This window comes from Shewanella xiamenensis, from assembly GCF_014647135.1.
Lineage (GTDB): Bacteria > Pseudomonadota > Gammaproteobacteria > Enterobacterales > Shewanellaceae > Shewanella > Shewanella xiamenensis.
Window position 1 is genome coordinate 214,540 of sequence record NZ_BMOP01000003.1, and the last position, 22,036, is coordinate 236,575.

Below are 22,036 nucleotides of genomic sequence, written 5' to 3' on the forward strand. Positions count from 1 at the left end.
ATTTACTATTAGTTCGCTGCGTTGGCCTTGCGGGCGGCGTGCAGTTTCTTATAGCTCTCGATTAAGCGTAAATGTGGCTCAATACCTTCGAGTTGCATGCTGGTCTTAGTTAAACCGCTGAAACGGACTTTACCAGTAACGCTGCCGACCACTTGTTCCATCACTTCCGCGCCAAACATGCGGGTAAAGTTATGGCTAAAGTCTTCGAGTTCAAGGTCTTCATCCAGCGTCACTTCCAGTACCGCGCTCATTGCTTGGTAGAACAGATTGCGCTTCACGGTATTATCGTTAAATTGCAAAAACTCACCGACTAATTCCAGCGCCTCTTCATGCGCACCCAGTGCCAAATAAATCAGGATCTTAAGTTCGATAATCGTTAACTTGCCCCAGACGGTATTTTCATCGAAGACGATACCAATCAGGGTACGAATATCGGTGTAGTTATCGAGCTGACTTTCCTCTAAGCGATTGACTAGGTTAACCAATTGCTTAGTGCTTAGAGAATGCAGATTCAGAATATCTTCACGGTAATCCAGCGCTTTGTTGGTGTTATCCCAAATCAGGTCTTCTACTGGATAAACCTCAGAGTAATCAGGCACTAAAATACGGCAAGCCGATGCGCCTAACTCGGTAAATTCGGCAACATACACCTCTTTACCAAGATCTTCTAAAATGCCGAATAAGCGGTCCGCTTCCTCTTCGTTCGTGCCGGAGAAATCCCATTCGCAGAACTCATAGTCATGCTTGCTGCTAAAGAAGCGCCAGGAGATCACCCCCGTTGAGTCGATAAAGTGCTCGACAAAGTTTTCAGGCTCGCTCACCGCCATACTGTTAAAGGTCGGTTTTGGTACATCGTTTAAGCCTTCAAAACTGCGACCTTGGAGTAATTCGGTTAGGCTGCGCTCCAATGCCACCTCAAAGCTTGGGTGGGCACCGAAGGAGGCAAATACCCCGCCGGTTTTTGGGTTCATCAGGGTGACACACATTACAGGGAATTGGCCGCCGAGGGAGGCGTCTTTCACCACCACAGGGAAGCCTTGTTCTTCTAAGCCCTTAATGCCAGCAAGAATACTTGGGTATTTTTCTAACACCGACATAGGCACGTCTGGCAGGACGATTTCTTGCTCGATAATTTGGCGTTTCACCGCGCGCTCGAAGATCTCAGAGAGACACTGCACTTCGGCTTCTTTCAGGTTATTACCCGCGCTCATGCCGTTGCTTAAGAACAGGTTTTCAATCAGGTTTGATGGAAAGTACACCGTCTCGCCATCGGATTTGCGGGTATAAGGAATCGCACAAATACCGCGTTCACGATTACCCGAGTTGGTGTCGATTAAGTGCGAGCCGCACAGCTCCTCATCGGGATTGTAAATCTCGAGGCAATAATCATCTAACAATCCCGCTGGCAGCGAATCGTCCTCTTCTAAAGCAAACCATTTTTCGTTGGGGTAATGCACAAACTCGCTACTCGCGATCTCAACCCCAAAGAATTGATCGTTATAGAAGAAGTTATTGTTTAACCGCTCGATAAATTCGCCGAGGGCCGAGCACAGCGCGCTCTCTTTGGTTGCGCCTTTACCATTGGTAAAACACATGGGCGATGCAGCATCGCGGATATGCAGTGACCACACATTGGGCACGATGTTGCGCCATGAGGAGATCTCAATCTTCATCCCCAAATCGGCGAGCATCGCCGTCATATTGGCAATGGTCTGCTCCAGCGGTAAGTCTTTGCCCAAAATATAGGTACTGCTCTCACCGGCGGGATGACCCATCAACATAGCATTGGCGTCGGCATCGAGGTTTTCAACGGTTTCGATTCTAAATTCGGGGCCAGTCTGCACTACTTTTTTCACTGTGCAGCGGTCGATGGAGCGCAGAATACCTTCGCGGTCTTTATCCGAAATATCGTCGGGCAATTCGACATTGATCTGGAAAATCTGGTTATAGCGATCTTCTGGATCGACAATATTGTTTTGCGACAAGCGGATATTGTCCGTCGGAATATCGCGGGATTTACAATATACCTTCACAAAGTAGGCCGCACACAGCGCCGAAGAAGCTAAGAAATAATCGAAGGGGCTCGGCGCCGAGCCGTCGCCCTTATAACGGATGGGCTGATCGGCCGTGACCGTAAAATCATCGAACTTGGCTTCGAGTCTCAGGTTGTCGAGAAAATTAACTTTGATTTCCATTAGAATTTTTCCACTCAATATGCTCAAACGCGGTAATCGTATCCGTTACCGCACAGCATTGCCCTTGGGCGCTATCATCTGGGGGGAATTATCGGTGTTTTTCGACCATTAGTCTTGGGTTAATTATGTTAAAAAAACACCAGCGGGAGTTTTATGCAGTGAGCAGCAAGTAGAACAGTGGGATTTATTGCGGCATTGACCGTGGTTTGGCCAAGGATTAATGCTCAGCACTACCTTGCTTATCCGCCTCGCGTTTAACCAGTAGAAAGGTTAAATACATCTTGGTCGGCAGGGATAAGGCCATCCCAACGGCAACGCAAACGGCGCTGATAATAATCCCCTTAACACCCATGGCTTCGACGGTTTGATTAAAGTTATGCAGATAAATGCCAAGCACAATCAGGCACAACCCGATGCTAATACAGATTTTTAAGAGGGTGATCAGCCGTTGGTTGGTCACAGTCCTGCCCCTTTTAGTGTGCGCATTTGGTATGTGTCCATCTCGCCTTGCCCACCTCACTTTGATTAAGCTTGAGCTGCGACTCTTGCCCACTTAAGCGAACAAACGCCCTGTCGCATTTTATCAAGAATAACTAATATAATGAGCGCATTGGCTTATTTAGGCTTTGATTAAGATCAACGAAGTACTGCGAGCCGCCCTCATCCTTAAGTCAAATATCATTAAGGTTTTTTGTCGGTTACATTAGATTTTTGTTAACTTAAGCACTTAAGAAGAATGGGGATTAGTTATACTGCCCTGCAAATATAGAGGCTTATTTCGGAGTTGTTAAGCATGTCTAATCTCAGTTTACGTAACAAATTGCTCCTGTTAGCGCTGTTCCCGTTACTCTTAACCCTCGTCATACTGATGACAGTTTCCTACCATGTAGAACAAGAATCTCTTGCCGATGAGGTCACCGCATTTAGAGAAAAGCTGATTGGCGAGCGTAAAACCCAAATCAAAGAAGCCACCCAAATCGCCGCAGGCATAGTGCAATATCAGTTATCGTTAAAAGAACAGGGCAATGTCAATCAAGCCCTACGCGATATTCGCTTTGGTAGTTCGGGCTACTTCTTTATTTACGATTCCCAAGGTAAAAACCTGTTCCATGCGGTCATGCCCAATCTCGAAGGGCAAAATAAAATCGATATGACCGACCCCCGCGGCACCAAAATCATTGTCGGTTTACTCAATGCCGCGAAAAACGGTGACGGTAACTTCTCGTTTTATTTCCAAAAGCCAAATACCAACGAGCAAATCGAAAAAATCGGCTACTCCATGATGATCCCTGGTACAGATTGGATGCTCGGCACAGGGGTCTATGTTGATGATATCGATGCCGTGGTTGAGGATTACCGCGCTGCCGCATATGAACAAATGATGAGTAAATCCCTTGGGGTGTTATTAATTGCGCTGATACTGGCGGCAATTACCGCCGCAGTAATCCTTTTGACAGCTCATCGCATGGTGACGCCGATTAAGAATATGGCCGATAACTTAAACGATATCGCCAAAGGCGAAGGCGATTTAACTAAACGCCTTACAGTGACGGGTGAGGATGAAATCGCCCAATTAGGCCGCTCCTTCAACCTGTTTGTCGATAAACTGCAAACCATCATTGGTGATGTGGCAAACGCGACCGCCAAAGTCAAAAGCGCGGCCAATGCGATTCATGACCAAACCAAAGTGATGTCGAGCCAACTTATCAGCCATAACAATGAGACAGATCAAGTGGTTACCGCCATTACAGAGATGTCTGCAACCGCGAGTGAAGTAGCGCAAAATACCACCCAAGTGGCCGAGGCTACCCATGCCGCCACGGGCGATGTGGCCAATGCCCAGCGTTGTGTCGATGCCTCGCTAGAGGAGATTTCGGCACTGATGGCGCAAATCAATAATGCCGCCAGCAATATTCAATCCTTGAGTGAACAATCCAAAAAAATCAACAGCGTACTCTCGGTCATCGGCGGCATTGCCGAGCAAACCAACCTGTTGGCATTAAACGCCGCGATTGAAGCCGCCCGCGCTGGTGAACAGGGACGCGGCTTTGCCGTGGTGGCCGATGAGGTGCGTAGCTTAGCCAGCCGCACTCAATCAAGCACATTAGAAATCAACGAGATGCTATCTGAGCTACACAAGCTGGTGAGCTTAGCGGTTAAAACCATGGAAGAGAGTCAGCAGAGTTGTATCCGCTCGGTGGATTCGTCCCGCGCCATCTCCGAAAGCTTAGGCTCGGTGACTTCGGCAGTAACTGCCATCAATGATATGAGCACCCAAATTGCCACGGCAGCGACCGAGCAAAGCTCAGTGACCGAAGAGATCAATCGCAATGTGTTTGCTATTCAAGAGATTGTGAATGAGCTACTGCACTCCAGCGAAGATGCAGCAAGAGTGAGCCAAACCGTGTCACAGGAAGGGACGAATCTGGGTAAACTTGTGGGTCAATTTAAGATTTAACGCCTAAGACTTCATGTCGGCGATCGGCGTTAGTCTATTAAGTGTTAATCGATTCAGTGTTAGTCGATTCGGCATAAATAGCTATCCTTAACCACCTAAGGCCTCAAGCAATTGAGGCCTTTTTCTTAGTGGCTGCCCGCTAAAGACCACGCCCAAGCTCAGAGCTCGGCATCAAAGCGCGCCAATCTTGCCTCAGTTATGCTGCATTGGGTTTGCTGCATCAGCTCGCCCAAGGTGATTGCGGGGTTTTGGTTGATTAGGCGGATCAATTTTGCGCTGAGTGGTTCAAGCTTATCGGCGTGTTGTAATAAGGCGCTGTCGATCTTTTTGATCATAAAGGTAAATTCGGCAGCATCACTCTGGGCTGTTAACTCACCGCAGCAACTTTGAATGGCGATAGCCTGCCCTGTGATACTCCAATTACGGGAGCGGCGCACCCGCTTTAGCTCGCAGCCGTGCTTAAGCGCCATTGCCTGCGCCCGCTTTGCCGCCTCGCGGCCGATGCGATGGATAAGTGATGGCAAGGGAATACTAATATCATCATGCATGGCAAGTTAACTATCGGGCCTTGGGTCGAATGTGGGTGAATAACGGAGCGCGGCTATAAGTTGTAAGCGCGTGCCTTAAGCACTAAGCACTAAGCACTAAGCCTTAAGATGCCTTTAGCGCGAAACCTATAGCCAACGCCGCCAGAGTTTACCTTGCAGGGCGTGCGAACAAAAGACGATACAGGCAGATGCTACAACTCACGCTGAGTGCCACTCGCCCAAGATAGCGGCTTAGGCGTCACAGACTGACAACAACAGTCCTTGAGCAAGGCGGCGGGATTGCCTACAATAACGCACTTTTTGTTCACTACAGATAACGACCATGACTGACACAACAGCACAACCCGCATTACCCGATCGTCTTTCGGTTAACCCACGCAGCCGCCACCATGTGGCTGAAGTCTTCCAATACGATGTGGGTATCCGCGTGAACGGTAAAGAACGTTTCGATGTTGAAGAATACTGCATCAGCGAAGGCTGGGTTAAAGTACCAAGCAAATCCTTAGACCGTCGCGGTCAACCTCTACTGTTAACCATCAAAGGCACAGTAGAAGCATTTTACCGTTAAGCACCCGCGGCTTAATGGATAATAATAACGGCCAATTCGATTGGCCGTTTTTATTTACCCTGTATAACCCCAAAACGCCCACCAATTCATCACTCCAAATATTCACAAGTTGTTATTTAAAATAAGTATTTGTGATAAAACGCATTGATTACACCACATAACGCAGGTTAAAGTGTGACCACTAAGGGAAATGCAGAGCCACACTCGAACACCCATATCGAGCACGCTATTTAGGGACGAAGCAGCCAATCAATTATCTGACTCCCCTCTTAACAGCCACCTCTGTCACCAAGGTATAAAGCACATTCGTTATATGTGCGTTATGGAATAAAAAACCTTTTTACTTCAAGGATGTAAATGGCAGATTTTACTAACGGCCTGTTATCTTACGGGATACTTCTCTCTGGCTTTATGGTGACTCTAGGTGTGATGTATGCGTTGCTAAAACACCGTGATGCCACAGTCACCCTGCCCGTTGATCGTGAGCAGTTAACCCGCATTCCCGCCTATGGCTTACAAAAGCAAATCCATGATCTGCAATTAGATTTAATGGGCTGTGTGATGATGGGAATACTGGTGGTATGCCTCCCATTTGCGGCTAGCAGTGTCCATGCCTATATCACTGTCGGAAAATTCCCTTGGGCTTACGCGCTAATGGGTTCAGTAGGCGCCACTTACTTTGGATTTAAAACCTGGAAACTCTTCTCCAAACTTACCAAATTACGCCTAGGGCATACGGCTGAAATCGCTACCGCCAATGAGCTAATCGGCCTACAAGCCTTGGGTTATCAAGTGTTCCACGATGTGCAAGCCGACGGCTTTAATATCGACCACCTCGTAATCGGCAAAAATGGCGTATTCGCGATTGAAACCAAAGGCCGCCATAAGCGCAATAAAGACCTACGCCAAACCAATGGCAATGGCAATGGCAATGGCAAAAAAGGCTATGAAGTATTTTACAAAGACGGGCGCTTAAACTTCCCCTCGTGGACTGAAACCAAACCCATAGAACAAGCGCAGCGCCAAGCCCAATGGGTCAGCCAATGGTTAACCAAAGCCACAGGCTCCCCCGTCGCTGCCACCCCAGCCCTAGTATTCCCCGGCTGGTATGTCACAAGTCAATCAAAACCACCGCTGCCGATCCTCAACCACAAACAATTAGTCGGAACGATCCCAAAACTGAAAACCCAAGATCTTACCCAGCAACAAGTCGACACCATCATCTACCAAGTCGCCCAAAGATGCCTAAGTAAAAGTGAAGTGAGGAAATAATTAAAATGAAATGCTCACGTTTATTCCACTTACTATATGAAGGAACATTAAATTGGAAAAAGATGAAACTTTAAACGATAGAAGCTTGGTATAGTTTATATTTAACTTTGGCATTACTAAAGACTTAACAGTAAAATGACACTGAAAAATAATAATTACAGGATTAAAAGTATATGTTTCAAACTGATATTGGTCCATTAGATGGAGACAAATGGGAAAGTCTGATTCAGGTTATTTATAAAAAAAAGTACGACTCTTATCAGGACATGATTGCCTCACCAGGTGATCTTGGAATAGAAGGTTTCGTTCTCGATGAAGGAATTGTAATTCAATGCTATTGTCCAGATGAAAACTATGACACAAAAACATTACATGAAAAACAACGAGATAAGATAACTAAGGATATTGGTAAACTGTTTTCAAACCAAGAGGATTTACGCAAACACATTGGTGATACAAAAATTTCTCAATGGGTATTTATCACTCCTAGAATAGCTAAACATGATATTTATACTCATGCTAGAACCAAGGAGTCTGAAGTAAAATCTGCGAACCTTGATATTATCGCAGATGACTTTAAAATTCTTATAAAAGATCTTGGTTTTTATATTCATGATATAAGAAATTTACAAGTAATTAATGGTGAACAACTTAGTTTTTCAGGTTTTAATGGTGAGAAAATATCTGAACCAAAATTAGACACTGTTTATGATGACAATATTTATAATAAAAACAAAATAAGAAGCATTATAAACAAAGAATATAAACCTACTAATCATCATCGACTTAATGATATTACTAAAAAGAACTATCTAGAAGGATATGAAATATTAAGAAAAATTTTTAATCAATCACCAGATTTGTATGAGAAGATTGCTAAATTAGTAAATAATTTTGAAGATGATGTAGAAGAGTCATCTATGACTTGGGAAGATAGCCCTCAAAAATTAGTTCAATGGGTAGAAGATAAATTATTGGATAGATTCTATAAAGAACCACACATATCAGCTATATCTCATGAAGATCTTGTATCAATTACTAAACATATGATAGCAAGGTGGATAGCTGAATGCCCAATGAGGATTGAGTAATGAGCAAGCTATTATTTTCTCGAAAAAAAACTGCTGTGTTACCAGAACTAAGACCAATGTACAAAGTAGGTAAAATACTCTTAATACTTAAGATTTGTTGTAGCGGAGGAAAAGCAAGTCTCCTAAAACTACACTTATTTAACTGGGCAATGTTAGAGCCACAACGCTTACAAATATTACTCAGCTCTGCTGAGAGAAAAGAATTATTACTTGGTGTATGGGGGATTGACCCATCGTTAAATATGGCACTGAATTATGCAACATCTGAAGGTCTTCTCTGCAGACTGCAAAATGGAAATTATAAGCTAACATCAAAATCAGAATCATTTATTTCGGGATCTGATCTTATAAATTTATTTGATAATGAATTTAACACACTAAAAAAAATAGATAAAAAAATAACTGAAGCTATGGTTACGCAAGCAGCGAAGAGGTGGGTAGATGAAGTTTAATAAGTTATGTGTAAAACTAACTGATCCTGACAGTCAAAACTATGGCTATATTATAGAGTTTAACTCAGGCCTAAATATAATTAGAGGTGATAATTCATCAGGCAAGAGTACACTTGTAAACTCATTAATATATAGCCTTGGTATGGAAGAGATAATAGGCTCAAAAGGAAATACTACATTACCATACGCTTTAAAAGAAAGGTTCGATTTAGATGGAAAAGAAAAAAGAATTTTAAGCTCAACTGTATATCTAGAGATAGAGAATAAATTTGGCAAAACAATTACATTAAAGCGAGTCATAAAATCAGAAGATGCCAATACTAAGCTGATTCAAATCATTGAGGGCGCATATTTAACCAACCCTTCACTAAATAATCTTAAAAGCAGGTATACATTCTTACACGATGCAGGTTCTGCTCAAGATGCTGAACATGGATTTTTTGCTTATTTAGAGAAATTTATTGGATTAGATCTACCAAGTTTAATTGATAACAAAGGAAAAGAAACTAAACTCTATTTACAGTCAATTTTTGCTGCGTTGATAGTCGAACAAAAAAGAGGCTGGACAGATTACATTGCGAATATTCCATATTTTGGAGTGAGCGGAATGAGGGAGAAAGTAGCAAGTTTTCTTTTAAATCTAGATAATTTTAGAAACAAAAAAATTCTTAATGAATTACAATCTGAACGTTCAACACTAATAAACAAATGGTCAGAGACAGTAACAGAACTAAAGTTCTCCGTTGAAAGTAATTATTTATCCATATCAGGATTAAATAGAACACCATCAACAGATTTTGACCCTAGACTAATAACAGTAAGTGAGAAAAAAGGATCAGAATCAAAATCAATAAAAGATATTAAAAATGAACTTAACGAAGAGTTCATGAAAATTGTTAAACTTGAAAAAAACCAATTACAAGCTGAACCAGTTGATTTAATTAATAATATCGAAGAAGTACAAAACAGGATTGATGAGCTACTAACAATCAATGGAATTTGTAGTAGCAAAATAAAAATAAACGAGTCACAACTAAAACAATACATTGAAAGCTTAAATAGTATTGAAAAGGATTTAAAATCAAATAAATTAATAGAGAAACTTGTCAGATATGGTGCTAATGAAGCAGAACTAGACTTCGCAAGAGGAAAGTGCCATACGTGCATGAATCCAATTGATGACATTCTACTACCACCTGATAGTATTTCAATGCCAATGTCTTTAGAAGAGAACATCACGCATCTGGATAACCAGAGGAAAATGACAAAATCAATCCTTGAAGGCCTAGAAAGCAGTATTGAATCTGATAGAGGTCAGTTATTAACAATTAATAGGGAAATCATAAAATATAAGTTAGAACTGACTTCTTTGAAAAGAGATATAAAATCTACCAATAGTATTAAAGAGGCTGACATTAGAAATAAAATCAATATTGAAAATAGAATTTCAGAAATTAAAAAAATTGAAGAAAAGTTTGAAAACAGTGTCAGAACACTCATAGAAATGTCGGAAAGATATAAAATATTAAATGGCGAAATTTCTGAATTATTAAAAACCACTGTCACTAAAAGTGATTGGTTAAAAATTAACACATTTTCAAGTGAATTTAAAAAATTAGCAATAAAATTTGGTTACCGTAGTGCAGATGTTAATGAGATAGAAATAAAACCAGATACACTACTGCCATATTTAAAGGACCTTGAGTTAAGAGAGAGTCTTAATACACCTACAGAGGTTGCGACAAAGAATAACGGCACAGATATAAAATCAGATTCTTCTGCAAGTGACTTTGTAAGATTAATTTGGTCTTATTTAATTGCCTTGTATACGACTTCGAACGCCACAGGAGGAAATCACCTTGGACTGCTACTATTTGATGAGCCAGCCCAACATTCAATGAGCACAAAAAGTGTTAATAGGATGCTTGACACCTTAGCAACTACAAAAGGTTTACAAAGTATTGTTGCTGCATCATTTGATGAAAATGAAGAAACATATCTAGCTTCTGTTTTAGGACTAAATGTTAATAGTTTTAAACTTATACGCCTACCAAGAAAACTTATTACTAGGATATAACCACAAAGAATGTCAGAAGAATGACAGGACAGGCATAACTCTTCACTCAATGGTTACACCAGAACTGGCATTGTTGCACCAGTGACCTTCTAAAACATGGATGTTTTAGTAGAGCTTACAGGGATGTATTTACAGCGAGTCACTGGTGTAACAGTGCAAGAGCCTGCGGCAGGCAATTAGCAGCACAGTGCTATCAGCAACTTAAAAGTTAATTAGCGCTTTATGACAATCCGCAACAAGATTTTAGGTAATAAAAAAGCGACCGAAAGGTCGCTTTTTAACGTTCATAATTGCGTCGTAGCCGAAGCTAACTCTTAGCAAGGGCTAGCTGTCGCAAGCCCAAACCAGCAATTACTGGTAGTCTTCCATCGGCACACACGCACAGAACAAATTACGGTCGCCGTACACGTCATCAATACGATTCACAGTTGGCCAGAACTTGTTAGTACGCACTGCGGCACTTGGGAACACGGCAACTTCACGGCTGTATGGGCGTGAATCAAATGCTGGGTCCATAATATCGGCCATAGTGTGTGGTGCGTTGTGCAGCGGGTTGTTGTCCGCTGGCCACTCGCCTGCTTCAACCTTAGCGATTTCGGCGCGGATTGACACCATAGCGTCGATAAAGCGGTCCAGTTCAACCTTAGACTCAGATTCGGTTGGCTCAATCATCAGCGTGCCCGCAACAGGGAAGCTCATGGTTGGTGCGTGGAAACCGTAGTCGTTCAGACGCTTAGCGATATCCATTTCGGTCACGCCAGAGGCTTCTTTAATTGGACGCAGGTCGATAATACATTCGTGTGCAACGCGATCGTTACGGCCGCGGAACAGTACTGGGTAGTGTTCAGACAGCTTCTTCATCACGTAGTTAGCGTTTAACAGCGCGGTTTGAGTCGACTTTTTCAGGCCGTTTGAACCGAGCAGCTTAATGTACATCCAGCTGATTGGCAGAATGCCAGCACTGCCGTATGGCGCTGCAGAAACTGCACCGTTATTATCGCTTTCGCGGCCTGGTTTCACCACTACGTGACCCGCAACGAACGGCGCTAAGTGCGCTTTCACGCCGATTGGGCCCATACCTGGACCACCGCCGCCGTGTGGAATGGCGAAGGTTTTGTGCAGGTTAAGGTGCGATACGTCGGCACCGATAAAGCCTGGAGAGGTTAAGCCAACTTGGGCGTTCATGTTGGCGCCGTCCAAGTACACTTGACCACCGTGCTGGTGCACTATGTTGCAGATTTCGCGGATAGATTCTTCGTACACACCGTGGGTCGATGGGTAAGTGATCATGATACATGACAGGTTTTCTGCCACTTCAGCCGCTTTGGCCTTCAGATCTTCTAAATCCACGTTACCTTGCTTATCACAGGCAGTCACAACCACTTGCATGCCGGCTAATTGCGCCGATGCAGGGTTAGTGCCGTGGGCAGATTGTGGGATTAAGCAGATGTTTCTGTGGGCTTCGCCACGAGACTCGTGGTATTTACGAATCGCCAGCAGACCCGCGTATTCTCCCTGTGCACCAGAGTTAGGTTGGATACACACGGCATCGTAACCTGTGACATTCACTAACCATGAAGACAGTTCTTCAATCAGTTGGGTGTAACCCTTGGCTTGATCCAGTGGGCAGAATGGGTGCATGTTGGCAAATTCTGGCCAGCTGACTGGGATCATTTCAACCGCAGCATTTAACTTCATGGTGCATGAACCCAATGAAATCATTGAGTAGTTCAGTGCTAAGTCTTTGCTTTCGAGACGCTTGATATAACGCATCATCTCGGTTTCGCTTTGATAGCGATTGAAGGTTGGGTGGCTCAGGATGGCATCTTGACGCACTAAAGAGGCAGGAATCGATTGGCTACCTTGCGCCACGATTTGCGCATCTAATGCGGCAACGTCTAAGCCATGGCCAGCACCTAAAATCACATCGAACAGCGCTTCGATATCGGTGCGGATAGTGGTTTCATCTAAGCTCACACCGACGATGCCGTCAGCATCGAAACGCAGGTTCATTTCAGCGGCTAGCGCACGTGCATTGACTGCTGCAACGTCTAAGCCTTTGATGCTGATGGTATCGAACCAAGTATTGTTCACTAAGCTCACGCCTTTAGCTTGTAAGCCCGCGGCTAAGATATCAGCAAAGCGGTTGATGCGTGATGCGATGGTTTTCAGGCCTTGTGGGCCGTGGAATACGGCGTAGAAAGACGCCATGTTCGCTAACAGAATTTGCGCGGTACAAATGTTTGAGTTGGCTTTTTCGCGGCGGATATGTTGCTCGCGGGTTTGCATCGCCATACGCAGTGCGCGGTTACCACGAGTGTCCTTTGACACACCGATGATACGGCCAGGCATAGAGCGTTTGTGCTCGTCACGGGCCACGAAGAAGGCCGCGTGTGGACCACCAAAGCCCATCGGCACACCAAAACGCTGCGCGCTACCGAAGACCACGTCGGCGCCCATGGCACCCGGTGACTTAAGTAACACTAATGCCATGATGTCGGCAGCCACAGTCACAATCACGTTTTTCGCGCGTAATTCGGCGAATAAGTCAGTGAAGTCAGTGATTTGACCGAAACGGTTTGAATACTGGAACAGGGCACCAAACAGTTCGTGGTTTACTGCTTCATGGGCAGGACCTACCACCACTTCAAAACCAAAACACTCAGCGCGAGTCTTCACTACGTCTAAGGTTTGTGGGAATACGTCATCGGCTACGAAGAAAATGTTGGCTTTTTTGGCTTTAGATACACGCTTCGCCAGCGCCATCGCTTCGGCGGCGGCGGTCGCTTCGTCCAGCAGTGAAGCAGAGGCTAAATCTAAACCAGTTAAATCCATCGACACTTGTTGGAAGTTTAGAATCGCTTCTAAACGGCCTTGGGCGATTTCTGGTTGATAGGGCGTATACGCCGTGTACCAACCTGGATTTTCTAAGACGTTACGTAAAATCACATTAGGCACTTGGGTACCGTAGTAACCCATACCAATGTAGCTTTTGAAGACTTGGTTTTGTTTGGCTAAACCACGAATGTAGGCCAAACCTTCGGCTTCGCCGCAGGAATCACCAATGCTCAACTCTTGGCTTAAACGGATCGACTCAGGCACGATTTGCGCAGTCAGATCGTCCAGAGACTCAGCACCAACGTAGTTCAACATTTCTTGTTGTTGGCTGCTATCCGGGCCGATATGGCGACGTAAGAATAAATCGTGCTGTTCTAACTGAGTGAGGGTTTGCTTGGTCATGATAAACCTTGTTCCAGATTTGCCGTCGCTCAGGACTGTAGGGTACTGATAAACGGGCTATTGTTATGTCAAACTTGCGCTAAAACAAACGAAGCCCCTTGGGGCTTCGTTAGCGTCGACGATTATTCTTCGTCGATTACAGCTTGGTAACCTTCTGCATCGAGCAGAGCGTCAACTTCTGATTCATCAGAAGGCATAACGCGGAAGAACCAGCCTTCGCCGTAAGCGTCGCTGTTTACCAGCTCTGGAGAATCTTCCAGTGCTTCGTTGACGGCAATCACTTCACCAGAGATTGGCGCGTAGATGTCAGAAGCCGCTTTCACTGATTCCGCCACTGCACAGTCGTCGCCCGCCGTGACAGTGTCACCCACTTCTGGCAGCTCAACGAAAACCATGTCACCTAACAGCTCTTGAGCGTGCTCAGTGATACCCACAGTGTAGCTACCGTCTTCTTCCTTGCGGATCCATTCGTGTGAAGAGGCGTATTTCAGTTCTGTCGGAATATTGCTCATTGTTCTTGTTCCTTGTTCCGTTTTTTTAAAATGCTTGTTTACCGTTGCGCACAAAGTTTGGCGCTACTACTCTAACAGCCACGCGCTTTTTACGCATTTCGACTTCCGCCGTATCCCCAATCGAGTTAGGAACACGCGCCATCGCAATAGAATAGCCCAATGTTGGCGAGAAAGTACCGCTAGTGATCACGCCTTGCTGCTCAACACCCGCTGCATCGGTGAAAAATACTGGCATATCATGGCGTAACACGCCTTTTTCTTCCATCACTAGACCGACTAATTTATCGGTTCCCGCATCGCGCAGGGCTTCAAGCGCCTTACGACCGATAAAGTCACGGTCGGTTGGCTCCCATGCGATGGTCCAGCCCATGTTGGCGGCAAGCGGGTTGATGGTTTCGTCCATATCTAAGCCGTAGAGGTTCATACCGGCTTCGAGACGTAATGTATCGCGAGCGCCTAAACCACATGGCTTAACGCCTTGATCTAACAGAGCTTGCCACAGGGCTTCGGCTTCCGCTTCTGGCACGATAATCTCGTAGCCCGCTTCACCTGTGTAACCTGTGGTCGCAATAAACAGAGAACCCGCTTGCTTACCGAAGAAAGGCTTCATGCCTTCGATTGCGGCATTTTGCTCGCTACTGAATACGGCGGCGGCTTTGGCCTTAGCGTTAGGCCCTTGAACGGCGATCATCGCCAGCTCAGGACGCTCGGTCACTGTGACATCAAAACCTTGGGATTGTTTAGCGATCCAGGCTAAGTCTTTTTCGCGGGTCGCGCTGTTAACAACAACACGGTAGAAAGTGTCGGTGAGGTAGTAAGTGATTAGGTCGTCGATGATGCCGGCATTGTCATCTAACATGCCGCCGTATAAGGCTTTACCAGGAACTTTAAGTTTGGCCACATCGTTGGCGAGCAACTTACGGAGGAATGCACAAGCGTCGGTTCCGGTCACATCAACCACAGTCATGTGGGATACGTCGAACATACCTGCGTCTTGACGCACGGCGTGGTGTTCTTCGATTTGTGAACCATAGTTGAGGGGCATATCCCAACCGTGGAAGTCGACCATCTTAGCGTTTGATTCTAAGTGCTTGTTAAACAGAACAGTTTTATTAGCCATTGTTATCCCTTTTTTGCGGCCTTCTTCAGGTCTCTGCCTAGCGTAGGGTGATACAAATCCGGCTAAATATCTGGCTAATCGGCATTTCACTTCCACGATGCATCAATTTGAAAGGGGTTCTTTCGGTCTCAATGCGTCTGTCACTGCAACGCCTGATTCGCTCTGAATTAATCAGATATTTATCGTGATTGGTATAAGTACTAGGGTCTAAAATGCGGCGAAATTATACCTTGCGTCACAAATTTGTATACAGGAGATTTTTCTAATCCGAAGCCAGTGTCATTAGATTTTCTCATCTTCAACATGTAATTTTTTTACATGCGAAAGCCAGATTTGCACAGCTTGCCACCAATATGCTGATATTAGCAGCAATTCTGATCACATTAGCGCAACCGAGGCTAGCGACATAACTTGGGTAGCGACGACTTATTACCCATGGCCTGTTGCATGAACACTGTTTTCAGCCCAGCGACATTATCGACGAGGTTGAGTCCCAGATCGCGAATGGCCTTTTTAACTGGGTTTGAACCCTCGAACAGGCGCTTAAAGCCTTCCATTGCCGCGATCATCTCCATCGCATCGGCCTTGCGCCAACGCTCTAGGGCGCGCAGCTCGGCATAATCACCGATATCCTTACCCGCTTGCTGCAATTCGCTAATCACTTCGATAATGCTGGCGGCATCGAGGAAGCCTAGGTTTACCCCTTGGCCCGCTAATGGATGGATGGTGTGAGCCGCGTCCCCCGCGAGCACTAAACGGTGGCGAGCAAAATGGCGGGCGTAGCGCATCCGCAGCGGGAAGGCTTGGCGTTCACTCTCAAGCTTGCAAATCCCAAGGCGACCGTCGAAGGCGGCGGTGAGATTGCGCTCAAATTGCACTTTGTCCATTGCCAGTAATTCAGTGGCGCGCTCGGGCGGCACTGACCAGACGATGGAGCAGAGGTTTTCTTCATATAACGGCAAGAAGGCCAGCGGGCCGTCCTGCAAAAACACTTGGCGAGCGGTGGCGAGGTGTGGCATTTCACTGCGAATGGTCGCCACGATCGCATGGTGGCCATAATCCCAGAAGGTTAACGGGATCTTACATTGTTCGCGCACCCAAGAATTGGCACCATCGGCGGCAATCACAAGTGCGGCGCTCACACTTTCTATTTCAGCACCATTGGCGAGAGTCAACCAAGCTTCACGCTCGCCAAAGGCGATACGCTCTAAGCGTTGGTTTTCGATATGGGTGATATTGTCAAATTCACTGGCACGCTTGGCGAGGGCGTAGCTGATGGCGTCATTTTCGATAATGGCACCAAGGCTAGGCTCACTGATGCTACTGGCATCGAAGGCGATTTTGCCAAAGCCGTCTTTATCCCATACCGCCATTTTTTTATAGGGCGTCGCGCGGCTGGCATCGACATAGTGCCAAGCGCCAAGGTGCTCCAGCAAACGTTGGCTCGCCTTGTTGATTGCACTGACACGCAACCTTGGCTCACCGCTCACGGCCTCTGTGTGGCCCGCATCGATAACGACAACATTAAGATCGGCCTGCGCCAATCCTATCGCGGTGGCGAGTCCCACCATGCCGCCACCCACAATGGCAATGTCATAGGCTTGTGAACTTAACATGGGTACATCCTTTTCGCGTTGCGATACCAGTAATGATTATTTCCAGCCCATCGCTTTTTGAGCGACGGGGGTTTTCAGTGGCGGGAACCAAGACAACAGCCGCAATCCTAGATTACGCCCAAGGGCCAGGGGCCAATATTGGTTAGAGAAGCCACGGACTAAAAATTCAATATTGCGAATAGTGCTGTTTCTATCCGCCTCACGGGCCTGCAAATAGCCATGGGTGACGGCGACACCGCCGATATCCTCACCCTGCTCTCGCGCAGTGTTGAGCACTTCAAGCAGGCTGACCACATCCCGAAGGCCTAAGTTAAATCCCTGCCCCGCAATCGGGTGTAGCGTCTGCGCCGCATTGCCGATAAACACGCATCTATGGTGGATTGGCCTTGGCATGTAGGACAGATTTAGCGGATAAGCATGGCGCTCGCTGACATCGATAAACTGGCCGGCGCGATAACCAAAGGCTTGCTGCAACTCAGCTAAAAATTCGGCTTTTGGGGCATTGAGCATCGTTTGGGCGCGGTGATTATCGAGTGCCCAGACGAGGGATAAACGCGGCTGGCCTTGGCTATCTGCCATCGGCAATAACGCCAGTGGGCCCGTCTCGGTAAAGCGTTCATAAGCCCAGTGCTGATGCGGCTTATCGGTTTGCAGATTAGCGATAATCGCGGTTTGCTCAAACGCCACTTGGGTGATGGGCAGATTAAAACTGCTGCGCACCTTGGACTGCAAGCCATCGGCCGCGACCACCAGCTTGGCGCAAATCCGCTCGCCGGAATCGAGCACTAGGGTGTGACTCTCGTTAGCCGGAATTAACTCTGATAGTTTGGCAGGGCAATACAGTTTAACTTGGGTTTTATGAAGCTCGCTAAACAGCACTTGGCCGACCCTTTCCAGTTCAACAACGTGCCCCAGCGCATCTAAATGAAACTGACTGGCGTTGAGTTCCGTCATGCCAAAATGGCCGCGATCGGACACATGGATATCTTTGATTGCCGTGCCTAAATGCGCCAATTTTGGCCATAAACCTAAACGGGATAACTCGAAGATAGAACCATGGGCAATGGCGATAGAACGGGCGTCAAAACCGGGGTGATTGTTATCGGGAAGATGCGCCTCAATTAAGGCAATTGATAACGGTTTTTCAGTACCAGACAAACGAGCCAAAGCTAATGCGAGGGTCGCACCCGCCATGGCGCCACCAACAATGGCGATATCGACATTTTGAACTGAATTATCCATGTGCTCTGCTACCGTCATGGGGTTCTCATTCAAGCTATGGCATGGCTAAAAGCGTTTCGCCATCAGGATGTTAGATTTGAAAAACAATAAAAGGCGGAATCGCTCCGCCTTTCTCTTTTAGGGATTAATGGATCACCGCGGCATCGTCACTCTCTTCGTGGCTCGGCTCTGGGCCAAACTCGGAGTAACACAAAATCGCAGCAATGCGCACAAATTCCAGCAATTCAATATAGGCGGTTTCCGACTCTTCATCGTCGGTCACATCGAATTCCACTTGGGCGATATCGGCCAGATCTTTAATCACTTCACGCACTTCGGCGGAGGCTTTATTGAGCTTAGGCTGGATAATCGCAATGCCCGTTAAAAAGCTTTGCGTCCAAAGCGATAGCGCCTCAACTCGGTGACTGAGGGATTCTTCCTCTTCGGGAAGCAATGGCATAAAACCAAAATCAAAGTCACTCAAACGAGCAACCGAGTCTTGGAACAACTCACACACCAATTGATGTAAAGGTGCAGGCAAAGGCTGACCATCGTTCATCAGGTCAAATAACGGTTTAATCCACAAATCACCAGTTTGATCTACACCGCCGCAGATTAAACCCACAAGAGCACCGTGAACTTCCACGGGATGCTGACCAATTTCAGCCGCATCGAGGGCTATTTTTAAGCTTTCGATACGTAACGAAGGAGGGGTCGCCATATCAGATTCCAATCAGAATTTTCCAGCAGCAATGCTAGCAGAGTTAAAGACTTGAACCAACTCTGATCCGGTATTCTTGGGGTTGAAGATAAAAATTCCGGCAACTGCTCACACAAGCAGCAAACAAAAGGGCGAATGTGCAATCCATTGGCGGCTTACCTTGCACTTTTAATATCAGCCCTATATAGTCCGCCCTATCGATGCCAACGAAAGGATCATCTTCGAATGAGTAACAGTGCAGTTGAAATCACCCTGCTGGGGCGCACCTACTCTATCGCCTGTCCGAAAGGTCAGGAAGATGCCCTACGCATTGTGGCTCAAGGGGTTGAGCAGCAACTCACCACCCTAAAAAATCGCACGAATAGCTTAAGCCGCGAAGAAATTGCCATTATGGCGGCGCTGAATATTGGCCACGAGTTGTACCAAGAAAAGCAAAAGAATAAGCATTATATGAAACAAATGGATGACCGCATCAGCCTGTTGCAGTCAACCTTGGAAAACGCCTTAGTTGAGCGTTCAACCAAATAGTTTTAGACTGTGCACTCGGTGCCAAGCACCATCTATCTGAGAAGAGTTGCACAGTGAATGGCTAGCTGGCCTATACTTTTTTAAGCCAAACGATTAGCGATTCAATACCGTTTTTGCTCCCTGGGATGCAGGCCAACTGGTAATGTCCCTGTGCCGATAATTTTGATCTCAGGGTGAATGCTTTACTGACATTGAGCATGCTCGGCTCGTACCGAGAAGCCTTAGGAGGTAATCATTTACCCGCCTTGAACCTACGGTTCAAGGGCTACACCGGTAGCGGCATTCTGGGGAGCATCTTATTTATGTCTATCACTTCACCTGTCTCGAACTCTTCGGCCTCAACAGTCAATGGGCCACATGGCACTCAGCCTGAAATTGACACCAAGTCGCTAAGCCCAAATCTAAGCCGCGCCGAAGTACGCAAACAAATCCGTTTAGCCCGCCGCTCGCTTTCGACAGAGGTGCAAACCGAGGCAAGCCTTGCCGCATGTCAGCGAATGCTCGAAAAACTCAGCGCGCTGAAGGCCCAGCATGTCGCGCTTTACCTCACCCACGATGGCGAACTGGCAACCGCTCCGCTTATCAAAGCGCTTTGGCAGCAGGGGATTCACACCTATCTGCCACGGCTGCACCCTTTTAATGCAGGGCAATTATTGTTTTTGCATTACCACGCCGACTCGCCAATGCTGCCGAATCAATTTGGCATTTTAGAGCCTAAGTTGGATGTGCGTGCCGTGATGCCGATTGAGCGACTGGATGTGGTGATCACCCCGCTGGTTGCCTTTGATATCAAAGGCAATCGCATGGGCATGGGCGGTGGCTATTACGACAGAACGCTAGCCAATTGGCATAGCAAAGGTAAACCTCTGCCCATGGGTTACGCCCATGATTGCCAACAAGTACCGAGCCTGCCATGCGAGCATTGGGATGTGCCCTTGCCCAGTATCATCACCCCAAGTCGAGTATGGGAGTTTTGAATTAAGAAGGTGCTAGATAACTAGATTCTAGGACCTAGGACCTAGAACCTAGAACCTAAAACCTAAAACCTAAAATCTAGATTCTTTTTTACCTTAAATGCCGCCCACCATCGACATTGTGGCTACGCCCAGTGACATAGCGGCTCGCCAATAGATAATCCACCAAGGCGATAATCTCTTGATTTCCAGCTTCTTTTGGCAAGATGGCCTTGACTAAGGTCTTTTGTCGATAGGCTTCATCATCACTTGGATTAAAAAGGATCATCGCCGGCGCAATCGCATTCACTTTGACCTCGGGCGCTAATTTAGCCGCAAAGGATAAAGTTAAATTATCTAGCGCCGCTTTACTGGCCGCATAAGCCATGTGCTTGGCACTGCCCTTTTCGACCACATAGTCGGTGAAATGGATAATATCGCTGGCGCCAATCTCACCCTCGGCTCCCGCACGTAATTGCGAGGCTAAGGCTAGGTTTATTTGATAGGGTACGCTCACATGCACCTGCATCATGCGCTGCATCACCTCATGGGGGGCAAGGCTTGGGCTGTTGTCTGGCAACCAGTCAGAGGCATTATGGATAATAGCGCGGATTTTGGGGTATTGGCTCAATTGCTCAATCAGGGTTTGGAGCTGCGCATTATCGTAAAAATCGCATTGGATTAAGGTCGCGCCCAAAGACTGCAACTCATCGATGCTGGGATAATGGCTGCGGTAAGTGCCAATCACCTTGTGCCCTTGGGCGAGCAAGTGTTTCGCGAGGGCGTAACCAATACGTTTACCCACGCCAGTGATAATAATGGGAGCTGTCATATCCATCCTGTTATTTGCCAAGCACTGATTAAAAGCAAACGCATTTAGCAGATTGTTAATCACACAATCACGTCACTCATCGCAATAGCTTAATGCCTCTAGCCAAGAGTGTATAACAATTAAAACCGTAAACATGTCGATCTAAATGCCTGGCAACTGCGTATACTCAGGGACACACAGTAAGAGGTAGACCTAATGGAACTGCGGATTTTTTACGACGGCAATTGCCCTTTATGTAGCGCTGAAATGCGTCAGCTTAAAGCGCGCGATCCCCACGACCGAATTGAACTGGTGGATCTTAATGCTGAAAACTTCAGCTCAAGATTCAGCTATATCGATAAAGACTACGCCAATACCATTCTCCATGGCGAAACCGCCTCTGGCCAAGTGCTGCTAGGGCTAGATGTCACCTGCAAAGCTTGGGGATTAACGGGTACGCGCCCTTGGGTGCAAGTGCTACGCTTACCGCTTATCAAACCTATCGCGGATTGGTGCTACCTGAGATTTGCCAAGCACAGATACCGCATCTCTTATTTATTAACGGGCAAGGCGCGCTGCGACAATCAATGCCAACTGCCTAAGTAGTTATACCAACCGTATTAAATATCTGTTCATTCAGCGGGAGTTCAACG

General features: G+C 46.3%; 19 protein-coding genes and 1 other RNA gene. 10 read left to right on the forward strand and 10 right to left on the reverse strand.

What is annotated here, in order from left to right; translation table 11 throughout:
• Window positions 1-8: 8 nt before the first annotated feature.
• Both IEY09_RS04135 and IEY09_RS04140 read right to left on the reverse strand, forming a co-directional pair.
• Window positions 9-2,195: an OsmC domain/YcaO domain-containing protein gene (locus IEY09_RS04135; RefSeq protein WP_188869957.1), complete on the reverse strand. Its 2,187-nt coding sequence runs from the start codon at window positions 2,193-2,195 to the stop codon at window positions 9-11.
• Between the two features lie 217 nt (window positions 2,196-2,412).
• Complete coding sequence (locus IEY09_RS04140; RefSeq protein ID WP_169548373.1) at window positions 2,413-2,655, reverse strand: hypothetical protein; 243 nt, start codon at window positions 2,653-2,655, stop codon at window positions 2,413-2,415.
• Window positions 2,656-2,988: 333 nt separating this feature from the next.
• On the opposite strand from IEY09_RS04140, the gene IEY09_RS04145 reads away from it, so the two are divergent.
• The gene (locus IEY09_RS04145; protein WP_188869959.1) at window positions 2,989-4,653 is read left to right on the forward strand and encodes a methyl-accepting chemotaxis protein; all 1,665 of its coding nucleotides are present in this window, start codon (window positions 2,989-2,991) and stop codon (window positions 4,651-4,653) included.
• 158 nt (window positions 4,654-4,811) lie between these two features.
• Here the strand turns inward: IEY09_RS04145 and IEY09_RS04150 are convergent, their stop codons facing one another.
• The gene (locus tag IEY09_RS04150) at window positions 4,812-5,201 is read right to left on the reverse strand and encodes a ribosome recycling factor family protein (protein ID WP_188869961.1); all 390 of its coding nucleotides are present in this window, start codon (window positions 5,199-5,201) and stop codon (window positions 4,812-4,814) included.
• 322 nt (window positions 5,202-5,523) lie between these two features.
• Here IEY09_RS04150 and IEY09_RS04155 point away from each other — a divergent pair, with 322 nt between their 5' ends.
• The 5 genes from IEY09_RS04155 (at window position 5,524) to IEY09_RS04175 (ending at window position 10,661) form a co-directional block, all read left to right on the forward strand.
• Window positions 5,524-5,769: a DUF3297 family protein gene (locus IEY09_RS04155; RefSeq protein WP_037414354.1), complete on the forward strand. Its 246-nt coding sequence runs from the start codon at window positions 5,524-5,526 to the stop codon at window positions 5,767-5,769.
• A gap of 357 nt (window positions 5,770-6,126) precedes the next feature.
• On the forward strand, window positions 6,127-7,041 hold the full coding sequence (locus IEY09_RS04160) for a nuclease-related domain-containing protein (RefSeq protein ID WP_188869963.1): 915 nt from the start codon (window positions 6,127-6,129) through the stop codon (window positions 7,039-7,041).
• A 173-nt stretch (window positions 7,042-7,214) separates the two neighbouring features.
• Window positions 7,215-8,132 (forward strand): hypothetical protein, encoded by a 918-nt coding sequence (locus IEY09_RS04165; RefSeq protein ID WP_188869965.1) that lies wholly within the window; start codon window positions 7,215-7,217, stop codon window positions 8,130-8,132.
• Entirely contained in the window at window positions 8,132-8,584 is a 453-nt protein-coding gene (locus IEY09_RS04170) for a hypothetical protein (protein WP_188869966.1), read from the forward strand. The genes IEY09_RS04165 and IEY09_RS04170 overlap by 1 nt, the downstream gene beginning before the upstream one ends.
• Window positions 8,574-10,661 (forward strand): P-loop NTPase family protein, encoded by a 2,088-nt coding sequence (locus tag IEY09_RS04175; RefSeq protein WP_188869969.1) that lies wholly within the window; start codon window positions 8,574-8,576, stop codon window positions 10,659-10,661. The genes IEY09_RS04170 and IEY09_RS04175 overlap by 11 nt, the downstream gene beginning before the upstream one ends.
• 351 nt (window positions 10,662-11,012) lie before the next feature.
• Here the strand turns inward: IEY09_RS04175 and gcvP are convergent, their stop codons facing one another.
• From gcvP to IEY09_RS04205, 6 genes are all read right to left on the reverse strand, one after another.
• The gene (gene gcvP / locus IEY09_RS04180; protein ID WP_188869970.1) at window positions 11,013-13,901 is read right to left on the reverse strand and encodes an aminomethyl-transferring glycine dehydrogenase; all 2,889 of its coding nucleotides are present in this window, start codon (window positions 13,899-13,901) and stop codon (window positions 11,013-11,015) included.
• A 122-nt stretch (window positions 13,902-14,023) separates the two neighbouring features.
• Window positions 14,024-14,413 carry a glycine cleavage system protein GcvH gene (gcvH, locus tag IEY09_RS04185; protein WP_011071083.1) on the reverse strand — a complete coding sequence of 130 codons (390 nt, stop codon included), beginning with the start codon at window positions 14,411-14,413 and terminating at the stop codon, window positions 14,024-14,026.
• A 25-nt stretch (window positions 14,414-14,438) separates the two neighbouring features.
• Window positions 14,439-15,533 carry a glycine cleavage system aminomethyltransferase GcvT gene (gcvT, locus tag IEY09_RS04190; RefSeq protein WP_069453560.1) on the reverse strand — a complete coding sequence of 365 codons (1,095 nt, stop codon included), beginning with the start codon at window positions 15,531-15,533 and terminating at the stop codon, window positions 14,439-14,441.
• Between the two features lie 398 nt (window positions 15,534-15,931).
• Complete coding sequence (locus IEY09_RS04195) at window positions 15,932-17,149, reverse strand: FAD-dependent monooxygenase (protein WP_188869972.1); 1,218 nt, start codon at window positions 17,147-17,149, stop codon at window positions 15,932-15,934.
• 36 nt (window positions 17,150-17,185) lie between these two features.
• A complete protein-coding gene (ubiH, locus tag IEY09_RS04200; protein ID WP_188869974.1) occupies window positions 17,186-18,409 on the reverse strand; it encodes a 2-octaprenyl-6-methoxyphenyl hydroxylase in 1,224 nt (407 codons plus the stop codon).
• Window positions 18,410-18,515: 106 nt separating this feature from the next.
• Complete coding sequence (locus IEY09_RS04205) at window positions 18,516-19,091, reverse strand: UPF0149 family protein (RefSeq protein ID WP_037414338.1); 576 nt, start codon at window positions 19,089-19,091, stop codon at window positions 18,516-18,518.
• 225 nt (window positions 19,092-19,316) lie between these two features.
• Between IEY09_RS04205 and IEY09_RS04210 the strand changes: the two genes are divergently transcribed.
• From IEY09_RS04210 to IEY09_RS04220, 3 genes are all read left to right on the forward strand, one after another.
• Complete coding sequence (locus IEY09_RS04210; protein WP_037414335.1) at window positions 19,317-19,619, forward strand: cell division protein ZapA; 303 nt, start codon at window positions 19,317-19,319, stop codon at window positions 19,617-19,619.
• A 114-nt stretch (window positions 19,620-19,733) separates the two neighbouring features.
• Window positions 19,734-19,914: non-coding RNA, 6S RNA (ssrS, locus tag IEY09_RS04215), on the forward strand.
• 7 nt (window positions 19,915-19,921) lie between these two features.
• Window positions 19,922-20,596, forward strand: a complete 675-nt coding sequence (locus IEY09_RS04220) for a 5-formyltetrahydrofolate cyclo-ligase (protein ID WP_188869976.1) — start codon at window positions 19,922-19,924, stop codon at window positions 20,594-20,596.
• A gap of 88 nt (window positions 20,597-20,684) precedes the next feature.
• On the opposite strand, the gene folM is transcribed toward IEY09_RS04220, so the two are convergent.
• Window positions 20,685-21,404 carry a dihydromonapterin reductase gene (gene folM, locus IEY09_RS04225; RefSeq protein ID WP_188869978.1) on the reverse strand — a complete coding sequence of 240 codons (720 nt, stop codon included), beginning with the start codon at window positions 21,402-21,404 and terminating at the stop codon, window positions 20,685-20,687.
• A gap of 195 nt (window positions 21,405-21,599) precedes the next feature.
• On the opposite strand from folM, the gene IEY09_RS04230 reads away from it, so the two are divergent.
• Window positions 21,600-21,989 carry a thiol-disulfide oxidoreductase DCC family protein gene (locus IEY09_RS04230; protein WP_188869980.1) on the forward strand — a complete coding sequence of 130 codons (390 nt, stop codon included), beginning with the start codon at window positions 21,600-21,602 and terminating at the stop codon, window positions 21,987-21,989.
• Window positions 21,990-22,036: the final 47 nt, after the last annotated feature.